Origin of the sequence: Kordia sp., assembly GCF_965283645.1 — a bacterium.
Lineage (GTDB): Bacteria > Bacteroidota > Bacteroidia > Flavobacteriales > Flavobacteriaceae > Kordia.
Genome location: NZ_CBDIPG010000001.1, coordinates 4089637 through 4103057, shown reverse-complemented (window position 1 = coordinate 4103057; position 13421 = coordinate 4089637). Strand labels below are relative to the sequence as shown.

Here is a 13421-nt window from a genome sequence, read left to right as displayed (position 1 = left end):
TTACTACATACTAGCGAAGATGCTTTTTAAGTCGTATCTTTAACATGCTAATAAATTAAGAAAAAAATTATGTTAGGATTATTTAAGAAAAAATCAGAAAAAGAAAAACTCTACAATCAATATTCAAAATTGACCAAACAAGCCTTTGATCTTTCTTCCTCAAACAGAAAACTAAGTGATCAAAAAACTGCGGAAGCGGAAGCTGTTATGAAGCAAATTGAAGCCTTGAAGGCAGTTTAAAAGTATCTACAAAAAAGTATTCTCAAAACTTCAGTTGAATATTCTGCATTAAAAAACATTTGTAACCATTGTTACTGAGTACGTTTACAAAAAACGATACTTTTGGATTTTAAATACTTTCAGTATTTTTAACTAAAAATAGTAAAGTTCAAAATGCAATTCATGATTCAAGAGCTTAAAGACAATTACGGTCATCTTTTCGAAGAAGATTTACTAAACGAAATTGCGCAAGTAGGCACGTACAAAGAAGTTCCTGCTGGTTTTACAATGCTGTCAATTGGCGATTATGTACGTAGTATGCCATTATTAATTTCTGGTGCTATCAAAATAATGCGAGAAGACAAAGAAGGTGACGAATTGCTATTGTACTATTTAGAAAGTGGAGAAACCTGTTCTATGACAATGAACTGTTGCATGGGACAAACCAAAAGTGAAATAAAAGCAGTTGCTGAACGCGATACAACACTTATCATGGTGCCCGTACAAAAAATGGAAGAATGGACAGCAAACTACAAATCGTGGCGAAATTTTGTCTTTCAAAGTTACCACACGCGTTTAAATGAAGTACTTCATATTCTAGATAGTGTTGCGTTTGAAAAGATGGACCAACGATTACTCAACTATCTAAAAGAAAAAGTCCGTGTCAATAAAACAACGACAATTCACAATACACATCAAGAAATTGCATACGATTTACATAGTTCGCGCGTTGTTATTTCTAGGCTTTTAAAGAAATTAGAACAAATGGGGCGTATAGAATTGCATAGAAATCATATTAAAATTATAAATTTAGCCTAAATATGTAACTTTAGTTACTGCTAGCTCACTGCAGGTTCTGTATTTTGCACTGACAAACAACAAAATAACTATGGAGATACTTGGCTATGTTAGTGCCTTGATTATTGGAATATCACTAGGTCTTATTGGCGGCGGCGGCTCTATATTAGCAGTTCCTGTGCTTGCTTATCTATTTTCTGTTAACGAAAAAATAGCAACGGCCTATTCTCTATTTATCGTTGGTACTAGCGCTTTTGTTGGTGGACTTAAACAGCACTTTAAAGGATTTGTTGACTGGCGTACCGCAATCGTTTTCGGAATTCCTGCCATTATTGGTGTCACCTTAGTTCGTTATTATGTTGTTCCTGCATTGCCAGATGTATTATTCACACTAGGAACATTTGAATTCACACGTCGTATGGGCATGTTTGGCTTATTTGCCATACTCATGTTTCCTGCGGCTTTATCAATGCTAAAAGAACGCAAAGCAAAACAAAATACAGGAACCGTAACATATAATTATCCGTTAATTTTAATTGAAGGTTTAGTAGTTGGTGCGATCACAGGAATAATTGGTGCTGGCGGCGGATTTCTCATTATTCCAGCTTTAGTGTTATTAGCCAATGTAGACATGAAAATTGCTGTTGGCACTTCACTAATTATCATTGCGTTTAAATCTTTATTAGGCTTCTTTTTGGGTGATGCGTTAACCATGGAAATCAATTGGGAATTCTTAGCTTTGTTCACTAGTATTTCATTGATAGGGATTTTTATCGGAAGCTATTTAGGAAACTTTATCGATGGAAAAAAACTCAAAAAAGGATTTGGCTATTTCATCTTTATCATGGCAATCTTTATCTTCTATATGGAGTTTTTTATAAAACAATAAATTCATCAAAAAAAGAAGCATTTCTGTAACTCTTGTTACTGTGTATCTTGCACATAGACTGTAATTTTATACTTGTAATTTAAAAAATACAATGTATGAATATTGAACAAATATATACAGGTTGCTTGGCGCAAGGCGCTTATTATATAGAAAGTAATGGCGAAGTTGCCATCATTGATCCGCTACGTGAAGTACAACCATATATTGACAAAGCAACGAAACAAAACGCTGCAATCAAATATATTTTTGAAACGCATTTTCATGCAGATTTTGTAAGCGGACATGTAACACTTGCTAAAAAAACAGGCGCTCCAATTGTATATGGTCCAAATGCAACACCAGCTTTTGATGCAATTATAGCAAACGATTTTCAAGAATTTTCACTTGGAGCCATTACCATAATTGCCTTACACACACCAGGTCATACAATGGAAAGCACTACCTATTTAGTACGTGACGAAAATGGAAAAGATCATGCTATTTTTAGTGGAGACACCTTGTTTTTAGGAGATGTTGGACGACCAGATTTAGCTCAGAAAATTGGCAAAATTACAGTAGAAGATTTAGCAAGTTATTTGTATGATAGCTTACGCGAAAAAATAATGCCGTTAGCGGATGATGTTATTGTATATCCAGCACATGGTGCAGGTTCTGCATGCGGAAAAAATATGATGAAAGAAACTATTGACACACTCGGAAATCAAAAGAAAGTGAACTATGCGTTACGCGCAGACATGACACGAGAAGAATTCATCAAAGAAGTAACAGACGGCTTGTTGCCACCTCCAAGTTATTTTCCAGAAAATGTAAAACTAAACAAAGAAGGGTACGATGATATTTCAGATATTCTACAACGCGGAACACGTCCGTTACTACCAACTGAATTTGAAGTGATTGCCAACGAAACAAATGCAGTCATTTTAGATGTTCGGCATCAAGATGAATTTGTAAAAGGACATATTCCACGCTCCATTTTTATTGGATTAAACGGAAGTTTTGCACCTTGGGTTGGCGCATTAATTGCAGACATTCAACAACCAATTTTAATTGTAACTCCAGAAGGTCATGAAGAAGAAACTGTTACACGATTATCCAGAGTTGGTTTTGATCATACACTTGGCTACTTACAAGGTGGATTTGACGCTTGGAAAAAAGCTTCCAAAGAATACGATACCATAAGTTCGGTTACTACCGAAAAGTTCAATGACGATTATACTGATGAATTGTACATTTTTGATCTTCGAAAAGAAAGTGAATTCAACTCAGAACATATTCGTAATGCAAAAAATACACCGTTAGATTATTTAAATGATTATTTAGCAGAATTTCCACAGCGTGAAACATTTTATGTGCATTGCGCTGGCGGATATAGAAGTGTTATTGCCGCTTCTATTTTAAAAAGTAGAGGCATTCACAACCTCATCAATGTTGAAGGCGGATTTAAAGCGATTAAAGAAACAGAAATTCCTGTTTCAGATTTTGTATGTCCTTCAAGTTTATAATCAAAACACATATGTTCTACGAAGTTTCAGGCTTTGTAGAACATAATTATTATGTAACCAAAGTTACTTCGCATGAGAAAGGTATCTTCTATTTTTGCGACATACACAGTATTCTAAACAGAAAAAATATGTCTTTTATCAGTTCTTTATTTAAAAATAAACCTGAACCTACTGATCAAGTTGAAATTTTAGATACGCCAACTTTCAAGGAAGCAATTTCTAATGAAAATGTACAACTAATAGATGTACGCACAGGATTTGAATATACTAGTGGGCATATTGAAAATGCAATCAATATAGATTTTTTTGATCGTGCAAACTTCAATGAAAATTTTTCAAGATTTGATAGAAACAAACCTATGTATTTGTATTGCAGATCTGGAAATAGAAGTCAACGAACGGCAAAAAAACTTTTGAAAATTGGTTTTAAAAAAATATATGATTTAAAAGGTGGTTACAAAGCTTGGAAGTAAGTTTACTTTGTAAATACTAATGTTGTCATGCTTCGGACATCATTTACATTAGTACTTTTTACATTTTCTAAAAACGAAAGTTTGTGTGTGTTTACAACTTCGTTTAGTAAACTTCTCGTCAGTAAAAACCGTTCCGATTCGTCACGTAAATAGTAAACACCACTTTGTAAAAGTGTAGCTTTTCCTTCTACTCCAATATCTGAAGTCATTCGAATAAATAAACTTCCGCCAATTTTTAATACACGAACCAATTCGGCAAACATTTCTTTAAAATGTGTTTCACTTTTTGCAAAATGTAATACAGCATTGCACAAAATATGATCAAATGTAGTATCTGGAAACGGAATATTTTCGAGTGTTGCCACTTTAAAATTTGTAGCAAGTTTTGGGTATCTTTCTTGAAGATTTTCAATGTGTTCAGCATTTGCATCAATTGCATAAAAAGTAAATCCACTTTCGTGGAAATAATACAAATTTCGACCACTTCCACAACCTGCATCTAAGATGACATCATGTTCTTGATAGCGACCTTTCAAAATTTGATCAATTAAATAAATATCTGCGTTTCCTAAAATTTCATTCAAGATTTGTTGGTTCATCACATAAAAATTTAAGCCAAGATACTATTTTCAAACCTATCATACAGCTCTAAAAGCATAGTAGGTTTATCATATATATTTTTGAATATAGCATGCTCTGCTGAAAAACATCTATAGATAAAATATGTTATCAATTAGAAATGACCATTCAACGACTTTTTATGTTTTTGTAACTAAAGTTACTTTCTACATGCTATGATTTTCTTTTTTTTGTTGAAAATGATAGCATATGGAGTGGATATATGAACCTTGGCCGTGGTACGTTTCGGGTTTTATAATTGCATTGGTGATGTTTTTACTAATCATGGTTGGAAAAAACTTTGGAATGTCTGGAAATCTCCGAACGATTTGTAGCATTTGTGGTGGCGGCTCTAGAGTCAATTTTTTTCGATTTGATTGGAAAGCACAACGCTGGAATTTAGTCGTAGTTTTAGGCGCAATTATTGGCGGATTTATTGCAAATCAGTTTTTAACTGTTGATCCTTCTGTTGCTTTGAACCCAACTACAATTGATAACTTGCAAACTTTAGGTTTTGAAAATGCTGGTGAAACATATTTGCCTAACGAATTATTTTCGACGGCGATTTTTACAGATAGTAAAAGTTTATTTCTCTTAATAATTGGTGGATTTTTAGTCGGATTTGGTGCGCGCTATGCTGGCGGTTGCACTTCTGGACATGCAATTTCTGGATTGAGCAATTTGCAATTGCCGTCTTTAATTGCTGTGATTGGCTTTTTTATTGGCGGATTGATTATGGTGCATTTACTTTTCCCTTTACTTTTTTAAACTATGAGAACACTTGTCTATTTATTGATTGGAATTGTATTTGGAATCACCATGTTTAAGTCGGAAGCAGCTTCTTGGTTTCGTATTTATGAAATGTTTCAATTTGACTCTTTTCACATGTATGGAATTATAGGTTCGGCGTTTTTCTTTGGAGTAATTTTTACTCAAGTTATCAAACGATTTTATATAAAATCTTTCTACGGAGAAAAAATTAAATTCCCACCTAAACAGAAAACATTTGCTCGGTATGCAATTGGCGGAATTTTATTCGGATTGGGTTGGGCTTTAGCTGGCGCTTGTCCCGGACCAATGTTTACGTTACTTGGTGCTGGCTTCTCTCCTATTCTTATTGTGATTATAGCTTCGCTTTTTGGAACGTTTGTATATGGTTTGTTAAAAGATAAGTTACCGCATTAGGTTTTAGGGAATTTAAAAAACTTCGTATTAAATTGTCGTCACATCGAGTGGTTTTTTGGAATGAAATGAAGAAAAATTGTATCGAAATGCTTTGCTATTTTCATAGTACACACACTGTCACGAATTCACAAATATTTTCTTTCTCGATTAGATCAAAAAATCAAAAATTAAAACCAAATATAATGAGCTACTGAAACAAGTTCAGTATGACGTAGTTTTGATAATGTAAATGTATAAAAACATTATTTTCAAATTAACAACATTGTCAAATCTTCAAATTGACTAATTTTTCAATACTTAATGCTAAAAATTAAATCAACTTTTGTGATTTTGCTTTTTGAACCGCTTCCATTTTGTTGTGGACTTGTAGTTTACGGTAAATATTTTCAATGTGTTTCCGAATGGTTCCAGAAGATATGAATAGGTTTTCTGCAATTTCGTTGTAATTTAATCCTTTACTTAATTGCAATAAAACGTCTGTTTCACGCTTGGTTAATTTGACCTTTTCAATGGCTTCATCTTCCGCAATTGTTAATGGGTTTCTAAGTAAGTTTAATGCTTTTAATGCTATACTTGGCGACATTGGTGCACCATCATTTATAACTTCTAAGATTGACTTGTGAATGTTTTCTGCGTTGATTTCTTTCAGTAAATAACCATCTGCACCAGCTTGAATTGCTTTGAATATGTTTTCTTCATCGTCAAAAACTGTTAGCATTATTACCTTGATTTGCGGATATTTTTGCTTTATTATTTCAGTAGCTTTTATGCCATCCATTTCAGGCATTTGTATGTCCATCAAAATCACATCTATGTTATGATCTGCTTCTAGTTTGCCTATCATTTCTGCACCATTTGCCGCTTTGAATTTAAATACAAAATCGTCAAAGAATGATAGTTTTTCTATCACAGCTTTTGCCAAAAAATGATTGTCTTCTGCGATGGCTATTTTGAGTTTCATAGATTACTGTTGTTGGTTGAGTATACTTTTACATTTACAAATTAGCGTTCAATATTTTAAATTTCACTGTGATTTCTGTTCCTTCAGATGGTTTTGAATTGATGCTTATATGCGCATTTATTTCGTCCATACGCTTTTGCATATTGTACAATCCGTTTCCTAGTTGAACGGCTTCTTTTTCAAATCCGATTCCATCATCTATTACGGCTAAAATTAATGTGTTTTCCTTTTCAGAGAAATTTACTTTTACCGTTTTTGGTGTTGCATATTTTAATGCATTGTTGATGGCTTCTTGAATAACTCTGAATAAATGCATTCCTTCAACTGCCGTAAATACAATTGGTGTTTTTATAGCACTATCAAATTCAAATTTTACCGTTTGCTTGGCAACTTTTGCTTTTTCAATAAACGCCAATGTTCTACTTTGTAAGTCTGTAATCGAAATTTCATCTTTGTTCATTGCCCAAATAGTGTCACGCAATTGATCAATAGTTGATAATGTAAATTCGCTTATGTAGCTAAGTTTATCTTTAAATTCGTTAGAAGTGTCTTTGGAAGCATATTTTAAGTTGTCTATTGATGAAATGATAAAAGATAGCTGCGCGCCAATATTATCGTGTAAATCGCGTGAAATTCGCAAACGCTGTTCTTGCAATTTGTTTTGTATTTCTATCTCTTTTAGTGCAACTTTTAACTTGTTTTCTTTAACTAATTGTCTGTTTTTTAGTTTTTGTTGATTGTAAAAAAGATATCCTAAAAAACAGAATAGTAATGCTAAACTTAAAGCACCATATATTTGATATTTTCGTTCTTGAAGTAGTAATCCTTTTTCTGCTATTTCGGCACGTTGTTCTAAAATTTCACGTTCTTTTTCGGCAGTTTTGTATTTCGTTCGCATTTCAGAAACTCCATCTGCAAAACGCTTGTTATATTGTGTAATTGCCAAAGTGTATATTTCATCTCCTAATTCGCTAGCGGCTTTGTATTGTTGTGTTTTTTGAAATAATTTTTTCTGTTCGCCATACGCGTATAATAACAGCGGAATGTCGTCAGTATCTTTGTAAATTTTGACAGCTTTGCTTAATGAAGATGTTGCCTGATCGTATTTTTTTTGATCCGTATATAGTTTCCCTTTTTTGATCAGTGCAAAACCTTCTTCTGGCAAGTTATCTGCTTTTTTGGCAAAATAGATCGAACTATCTAACAACTGAACAACTTTATCAAGTTCTTTTAGTTGATTATAACCTTCTGCAATTAATCCATAATTTGAAGCTAATTCCGTGTATTTATTATTTTTTCGGTTGATGGTAATTGCATTACTGATTCGCTTTATAGCATCTTTTAATAACTCAGGATTCTTTTGGTGCATGCCCAATTCAATATTGATGGCACCTACTTTTTCCAAAGCTCTTGTCGCCAAGTCTTCGTCAACATACTGTTTGTTTTCTAAAATTTCCAACATGACTTCTTTGGTATCTTCACGTTGATTTGCGTAGTAGTAACAATAGGCTATTTTGAAGCGTCCGCGATAATAGTTTTTATAATCTTCTTGAAGCCTAAAGAATTCTGTGGCTTTCAGTAATACTTCTAATGCTCTGTCTGTTTGTGTTTTACGCGATAGGACAGCACCACGAATTAAATCTGCTCTGTATATATAGGATGAATCTTGAATTTTAGGAAGTAACGCGTCTAGTTTTGCCAGATAGACTTTCATGGAATCGAGTTCGCGCTTTCGGTTGAAATCTTCTCCTTTTTGTTCGTATCTTTCAAATAAAGAAATTGCTTCCGCCTCAGATAATTCAGCTTTTTGAGCAACTACTAACGTTGAAAGAAATAGTAAAAATGTACATATGATTAGTTTCATCTTTATAAAGATAGAAAATGTTTTGATTGATTTCATTTTATGTGAGATTATCACCTTAACAATATTCTTACTTTCTTGATGATTTTCCTATACGATGAGTTGCGTATATTTTTTGAATTGAATGATTAAATGGTTTCTTTTTTACCAAAAATCTACAACGTCATTCCGAACTTGATACGGAATCACACATGCTATTTCTACCACTGTTATGAGATACTGAATCAAGTTCAGCTATGAAGAAACATTAGTATGTAGCTTTCGAATGTATATTTTTGAATATAAAATCTACCACAATTGAAAAAACTACGTAATAGAGTAAATATTTTGGTAAGTTTATGAATTCAAAGAATGCACCGTAACTTTCGCGTCCGCTGGCATATGGTTCGCCAATGGAAGTATCAATCCAGAATGTTGCCAACAATAATACAAAGATGAACAGAAACGGAATCATGGTAGCACCAATGAATGCTGGTGTAGAAAATTTTCTTTTTGGTTGTTTTTTTCGGAAACGATACATCTGCCAGATATGAAATAGTACAACAAAACTGATTAGTATCATAGCTAACCAAAACGATTCTATATTCATGAGAAGTTTGGCAAAACTACTAAGTGTTGGTATTCGTGATATTTGTAAAACCTCAACTGGCAATTTATCAAATTCGTATGTAGAAACGCCATTGATATCGCCACTTTTTGGTGTTCCAACGTTGATAGAAACCTGATCTTTTACGTTACTTGCATCAACTGTAATTGTAAGTGTTCCGAACGATTTCCAGTATTTTGCAGGCGCTAAAGCATATCGGAAACTATCTTCGTTTACACGATTGTGATTGTAACGCCAATTAGTTGCTTTGTACGTTACTTTTATGATATGATTTCCTTCTGAAATATCCGTTTCAAAGTATAGAAAATCTTTTAGATAAATGCGATCATTTCTTCCATATTTGAATTGATTTTCGATTTCAGAAATTTCTTTTCGATCGGCACTATACAGGTAATGGAAATTGGTCAATTTTTCTTTTTCTGGTCCGTATGCATTCCAAAAATCTTCTTGTCGTGCAAGCGTCACTTCTTTACCATCTATAGTTACTTTGAAGTTTTCATAGTAAGAAGATGCATAGAATAGTAACGGAATTTGCGAACCACTTTTTTCTGCATGGATGTTATATTCGACTACAAAATCAGCATATTCAAAGTTTTCATCAATGGTAATGTGTAAATTTTCATGTAAGATGTTTACATATTGACTGATGAAAGGTCGCGTACCAAATGTTCCTTCATTGACTGGTGAAGCCATATTCGCATACATGCATAGTGAACTTAGTAATGAGATGAAAAGAATTTTGATTCGCATATGTATGATTTTTAAGAGTTTTTCATTTTTGAGAAATCTATGTTGCTTTTGAAAAGAGTTTTCCCAGGATTTGATGTCATATAGAAATCAATTGTTGCTTTGATTCCTACTATTAGTATGGCAATAATGTCTAGCGCAAACGAAAAAATAAAGAAGAAAAAACCTAGTATGACAGCAAATTGTTGCACTATAATTCTTCCGTAAGGACCTACAAAACTTTCTTCTATTGTGATGTTTTGATACGCTTTTGGTACTAAAAAATTAAGGTAAAAATCTGCAATATTAAATACAGCTAGGGAAATTAGGATTGGGTAAATGCCTTCATATGTTGTGAAAATGTGTGCTAAGTTTTTTAAGATACTGAACGCTTCAATTTTTGGATCTTTCATTTCTAATAATGCAAATACAAATATTGATTGAATTGCTACGAAAAACGTGTAATGAAATATGAAAAAAAGAATCATTCCGCCACCATTATTTGGTGTTCTTTTCACGCCTGTAGCATTTGCATGTTTTAAAATTTTGCACATTTTAAGAACGTGAATTGCACCTATGATAAGCGTTTCCATAAAGTATGCAAGCACAATTGAAAACGCATTTGTTTCTCCTGCAAGTAATAGTGCAATTACAAAGAGTACGTTAAACCAAATGAATGCGTTTTTACGATTGGGAATGATGTGTATGTTTATTTTTTCTTTCATGTATTGTTTAAGATGAAACTAGAATTGTATCATATTAAAAGTAGAAAATAAAGAATCACCACTCAAATCAACGTTTTATTTTAAATATTTAAACGTTTTCCAAACGGTAGAAATGGTGAGTTTATCTTTGAAATCTTCGTATGTTTTTATGTCTTGATCGTCTCTTGCAGACATGAGCATGATGATATGTGTGTCGCCGTATGGGTTTGGTTTTGCCACTACATTGAAGTAATATCTTCCTTGAAAAAGATCGCTTAATCCATCTTTCATTTTTCCAATAGCGCGCAATGACAAGTATTTTTCTCCATCAAATTCTGTGATGCTAATGTTGTCTTCTTCTATTTCGTATCCACCACTTTTTAGCATATCGCGAATTTGTTTCATGAATGATTGTCCATCTTTTTCTAGCGTCATTCCATTCATGCTAATGTATCCAAACGAATACATTTCTGTTACAACATTGTCTTCATTGTGCTTTTGAATCATTCCATACGAATAGTTTTTTTTGCCTTCTTCTGGTTTTATAAGCTCTAAACTTTTAGGAATATCCACGGTAAAGTGTACTTCTGGTTTGTCTATTTTCTTTGCAAATTCAGGAGTTATTTCGTATGTAATAACGTCCTCTTTTGTTTGACATTGCACAAAACTAAAGTGTACGCATAGTAGTAATGCAATGAGTTTTATTTTTTTCATAGGTAATTTTATTTATTGTGTTGCTTGTTATTTTAGTACTCTCTTAATTTTGCGCCTGTATTGCTAAATACGCCTTGTACAATGTTTCCAGATGAGTTGTATTTCATCACGCCAAGTCCGTCAATTCTATCATTTATAAACATTCCTTTGAATACAGAACGATCTACATAGGTGTAAATTCCGTATCCATTTCGTTTTCCGTCAGCTGTATATGCACCTGTAAACGCACTTTTGTTATTCCATAAATATGTTCCTACTCCAAATCGTTTTTTGTTTTTGAAAAATCCCCAATACACATCACCATTACCATAATCATATTTTCCAAATCCGTCTGCACAGTCACCTGTACAATTTCCGTTCTTTTTGCCTTCTCTGTAACTCGTTGTTGATTCTGTGATGAGTTTTCCATCTTGAAATAAACCACCTGTCGTAATTTGATTTTCTTTATTCATGGTGTACCCTAAGCCGTGTTGTTTTCCGTCTTTCCAGCCACCAACATAAATATTCCCGTTTTCCCATTTGTAGTAACCAATTCCGTGACGACGATTGTTTTTGTATTGTCCGTGATAGTACGAACCATTTGGATATGATATGTACGCAACACCATCAATAGCACCATTTTTAAATGTTGCATCTGTTATAATTTCGTTTACCTTAACACGTCCCCAACCTTCTTTACAATCACCTTTTACACAGTCATAATCTGTACTCTTTTTTTCGGTGGTAGTGTTTGTTTTTGTAGAATTTACAACTGGTTTACTTCCTTCCTGATCTAACTCACCATTGTATTTTCGTCCGTTCAGTACTTCTTCATTTTGGGCATTTCGGAATCCTGTTAAGATGTATAAAGGTTTATCTTCAATAAAAATGACAGGATCACCGTTTGATAAGTATTCAAATCGTGCTTTTTTGTAATCGATATGTTTTCCTTTGACAACAATAAAAAAGTTATCTTTTGTAAGTTCACGTGTATATATAATTGAATTCACATCTGTTGTAAACAGAACCATATCTTTTACAGCTTCTTGCTTTTTGTTTTTATAGTTGTAGACAACATATGTTCTCCCTACATTTTTTTCCACACGATAATCAACCATATGCGGTCCTAGAAAAGCAAATTCTCTCGATTTTACTTTGTTTTGACCTTCTACATAGTTTATAAATTTTCCGTTGTATGCATAACTAATCATTGTTTTTCCTTTCGAAATCACATTCGTTATAGGAATACGTGTGCTTACTTTTTGAGTTGATTTGTCTTTTACATTTGCAACCGTATAATACGTTTTTGTTAAGCCATCATATACTATTTTCTCTTCTGGCTTTACACCTTTGCTAATGACTATATCTGTAGCACGTTCGTTATTTATATAGACAGCTTCAAGTTTTTTTCCAGTCTTTTTGCTTCCTGGAATGTAATACCCAAATTCAAATTTTGAAGGTTTGTTGCTGTCGCTGTAATAGCGATTAAAGGTTTTATAGTGTTTGGCATTTGGATCATTTGGATCATTTGCCGTATAGAAATCAATTTTATTTCTTTTTGAATCTACGTCTACGGTATACTCGTAAATTCCTGAAGATAATTTTTCTTTTACTAAAAAACCATTGAGATAGTAGTAAGTTCCTTTGAATCCTGGCGCACGATTTTCTTTAATGTACTGAACATGAGCAACAAGCATATCTCCTATTTTTTCATAACGTATGTTACGTTCTTGATAGAAAACACCTTTTTTATTCATGACTGTTTTAACCAATCTATCTTGCGAATCGTAGGTATATGTTTTTTCTTCTCCGTAAGTGTTTTTTTGATACACTAACAAGTTTTTATTGTTGAATGTGTAATTGTTTGTACTTCCACTTTTGTATTGAAATTTGATGATGTTTCCACGTGAATCAAATTCGAATGAATCATCGTAGTTGTTTCCAATCATTTTACCATTACTATCGTAATAATAACGTGTTCCGTAATTGTACACTAGGTTTCCTTTTTTATCAAAAATTTTTCCACTTGATGAATAAATATCACCTCGCAAAAAGAAGTGTTCTTTTTTATGCTTGAAACCTATTGGATTTCTTGGTGCATTATCAATGTCTATTTTTTGTGCATGTATAGTTTGAAATACAAAGAGAAATAGTATAAATGCTACTATATTTTTCATAGTTTTAA

General features: G+C 32.9%; 14 protein-coding genes. 7 read left to right on the top strand and 7 right to left on the bottom strand.

Annotation, left to right across the window (positions count from 1 at the left end; translation table 11 throughout):
- Positions 1-69: 69 nt before the first annotated feature.
- The 5 genes from ACQ654_RS18245 (at position 70) to ACQ654_RS18225 (ending at position 3881) form a co-directional block, all read left to right on the top strand.
- The gene (locus tag ACQ654_RS18245; protein ID WP_430411779.1) at positions 70-240 is read left to right on the top strand and encodes a Lacal_2735 family protein; all 171 of its coding nucleotides are present in this window, start codon (positions 70-72) and stop codon (positions 238-240) included.
- A 162-nt stretch (positions 241-402) separates the two neighbouring features.
- Positions 403-1038 (top strand): Crp/Fnr family transcriptional regulator, encoded by a 636-nt coding sequence (locus tag ACQ654_RS18240; RefSeq protein ID WP_430411778.1) that lies wholly within the window; start codon positions 403-405, stop codon positions 1036-1038.
- A 70-nt stretch (positions 1039-1108) separates the two neighbouring features.
- Entirely contained in the window at positions 1109-1906 is a 798-nt protein-coding gene (locus ACQ654_RS18235) for a sulfite exporter TauE/SafE family protein (protein WP_430411777.1), read from the top strand.
- Positions 1907-2001: 95 nt separating this feature from the next.
- Positions 2002-3408 (top strand): MBL fold metallo-hydrolase, encoded by a 1407-nt coding sequence (locus tag ACQ654_RS18230; protein ID WP_430411776.1) that lies wholly within the window; start codon positions 2002-2004, stop codon positions 3406-3408.
- 128 nt (positions 3409-3536) lie between these two features.
- Positions 3537-3881 carry a rhodanese-like domain-containing protein gene (locus ACQ654_RS18225; protein ID WP_430411775.1) on the top strand — a complete coding sequence of 115 codons (345 nt, stop codon included), beginning with the start codon at positions 3537-3539 and terminating at the stop codon, positions 3879-3881.
- A 2-nt stretch (positions 3882-3883) separates the two neighbouring features.
- Here ACQ654_RS18225 and ACQ654_RS18220 read toward each other — a convergent pair whose 3' ends face one another.
- A complete protein-coding gene (locus tag ACQ654_RS18220; RefSeq protein WP_430411774.1) occupies positions 3884-4480 on the bottom strand; it encodes a class I SAM-dependent methyltransferase in 597 nt (198 codons plus the stop codon).
- A gap of 229 nt (positions 4481-4709) precedes the next feature.
- Here ACQ654_RS18220 and ACQ654_RS18215 point away from each other — a divergent pair, with 229 nt between their 5' ends.
- Positions 4710-5267, top strand: a complete 558-nt coding sequence (locus tag ACQ654_RS18215) for a YeeE/YedE family protein (RefSeq protein WP_430411773.1) — start codon at positions 4710-4712, stop codon at positions 5265-5267.
- 3 nt (positions 5268-5270) lie between these two features.
- Positions 5271-5684 (top strand): DUF6691 family protein, encoded by a 414-nt coding sequence (locus tag ACQ654_RS18210; RefSeq protein ID WP_430411771.1) that lies wholly within the window; start codon positions 5271-5273, stop codon positions 5682-5684.
- Positions 5685-5994: 310 nt separating this feature from the next.
- Here the strand turns inward: ACQ654_RS18210 and ACQ654_RS18205 are convergent, their stop codons facing one another.
- The 6 genes from ACQ654_RS18205 to ACQ654_RS18180 all read right to left on the bottom strand — a co-directional run bounded on the left by ACQ654_RS18205 (position 5995) and on the right by ACQ654_RS18180 (position 13413).
- On the bottom strand, positions 5995-6645 hold the full coding sequence (locus ACQ654_RS18205; protein ID WP_430411770.1) for a response regulator: 651 nt from the start codon (positions 6643-6645) through the stop codon (positions 5995-5997).
- Between the two features lie 34 nt (positions 6646-6679).
- A complete protein-coding gene (locus ACQ654_RS18200; RefSeq protein WP_430411769.1) occupies positions 6680-8509 on the bottom strand; it encodes a tetratricopeptide repeat-containing sensor histidine kinase in 1830 nt (609 codons plus the stop codon).
- Between the two features lie 244 nt (positions 8510-8753).
- Positions 8754-9863 carry a hypothetical protein gene (locus ACQ654_RS18195; protein ID WP_430411768.1) on the bottom strand — a complete coding sequence of 370 codons (1110 nt, stop codon included), beginning with the start codon at positions 9861-9863 and terminating at the stop codon, positions 8754-8756.
- A gap of 11 nt (positions 9864-9874) precedes the next feature.
- A complete protein-coding gene (locus ACQ654_RS18190) occupies positions 9875-10564 on the bottom strand; it encodes a DUF6498-containing protein (protein ID WP_430411766.1) in 690 nt (229 codons plus the stop codon).
- 75 nt (positions 10565-10639) lie between these two features.
- Complete coding sequence (locus ACQ654_RS18185; protein WP_430411765.1) at positions 10640-11257, bottom strand: hypothetical protein; 618 nt, start codon at positions 11255-11257, stop codon at positions 10640-10642.
- 32 nt (positions 11258-11289) lie between these two features.
- A complete protein-coding gene (locus ACQ654_RS18180) occupies positions 11290-13413 on the bottom strand; it encodes an MORN repeat-containing protein (protein ID WP_430411764.1) in 2124 nt (707 codons plus the stop codon).
- Positions 13414-13421 lie beyond the last annotated feature (8 nt).

Bases quoted from the DNA above. Each gene is read 5' to 3' on its own strand.
- ACQ654_RS18245 (WP_430411779.1), top strand. From the start codon at position 70: ATGTTAGGATTATTTAAGAAAAAATCAGAAAAAGAAAAACTCTACAAT.
- ACQ654_RS18240 (WP_430411778.1), top strand. From the start codon at position 403: ATGATTCAAGAGCTTAAAGACAATTACGGTCATCTTTTCGAAGAAGAT.
- ACQ654_RS18235 (WP_430411777.1), top strand. From the start codon at position 1,109: ATGGAGATACTTGGCTATGTTAGTGCCTTGATTATTGGAATATCACTA.
- ACQ654_RS18230 (WP_430411776.1), top strand. From the start codon at position 2,002: ATGAATATTGAACAAATATATACAGGTTGCTTGGCGCAAGGCGCTTAT.
- ACQ654_RS18225 (WP_430411775.1), top strand. From the start codon at position 3,537: ATGTCTTTTATCAGTTCTTTATTTAAAAATAAACCTGAACCTACTGAT.
- ACQ654_RS18220 (WP_430411774.1), bottom strand. From the start codon at position 4,480: ATGAACCAACAAATCTTGAATGAAATTTTAGGAAACGCAGATATTTAT.
- ACQ654_RS18215 (WP_430411773.1), top strand. From the start codon at position 4,710: ATGGAGTGGATATATGAACCTTGGCCGTGGTACGTTTCGGGTTTTATA.
- ACQ654_RS18210 (WP_430411771.1), top strand. From the start codon at position 5,271: ATGAGAACACTTGTCTATTTATTGATTGGAATTGTATTTGGAATCACC.
- ACQ654_RS18205 (WP_430411770.1), bottom strand. From the start codon at position 6,645: ATGAAACTCAAAATAGCCATCGCAGAAGACAATCATTTTTTGGCAAAA.
- ACQ654_RS18200 (WP_430411769.1), bottom strand. From the start codon at position 8,509: ATGAAACTAATCATATGTACATTTTTACTATTTCTTTCAACGTTAGTA.
- ACQ654_RS18195 (WP_430411768.1), bottom strand. From the start codon at position 9,863: ATGCGAATCAAAATTCTTTTCATCTCATTACTAAGTTCACTATGCATG.
- ACQ654_RS18190 (WP_430411766.1), bottom strand. From the start codon at position 10,564: ATGAAAGAAAAAATAAACATACACATCATTCCCAATCGTAAAAACGCA.
- ACQ654_RS18185 (WP_430411765.1), bottom strand. From the start codon at position 11,257: ATGAAAAAAATAAAACTCATTGCATTACTACTATGCGTACACTTTAGT.
- ACQ654_RS18180 (WP_430411764.1), bottom strand. From the start codon at position 13,413: ATGAAAAATATAGTAGCATTTATACTATTTCTCTTTGTATTTCAAACT.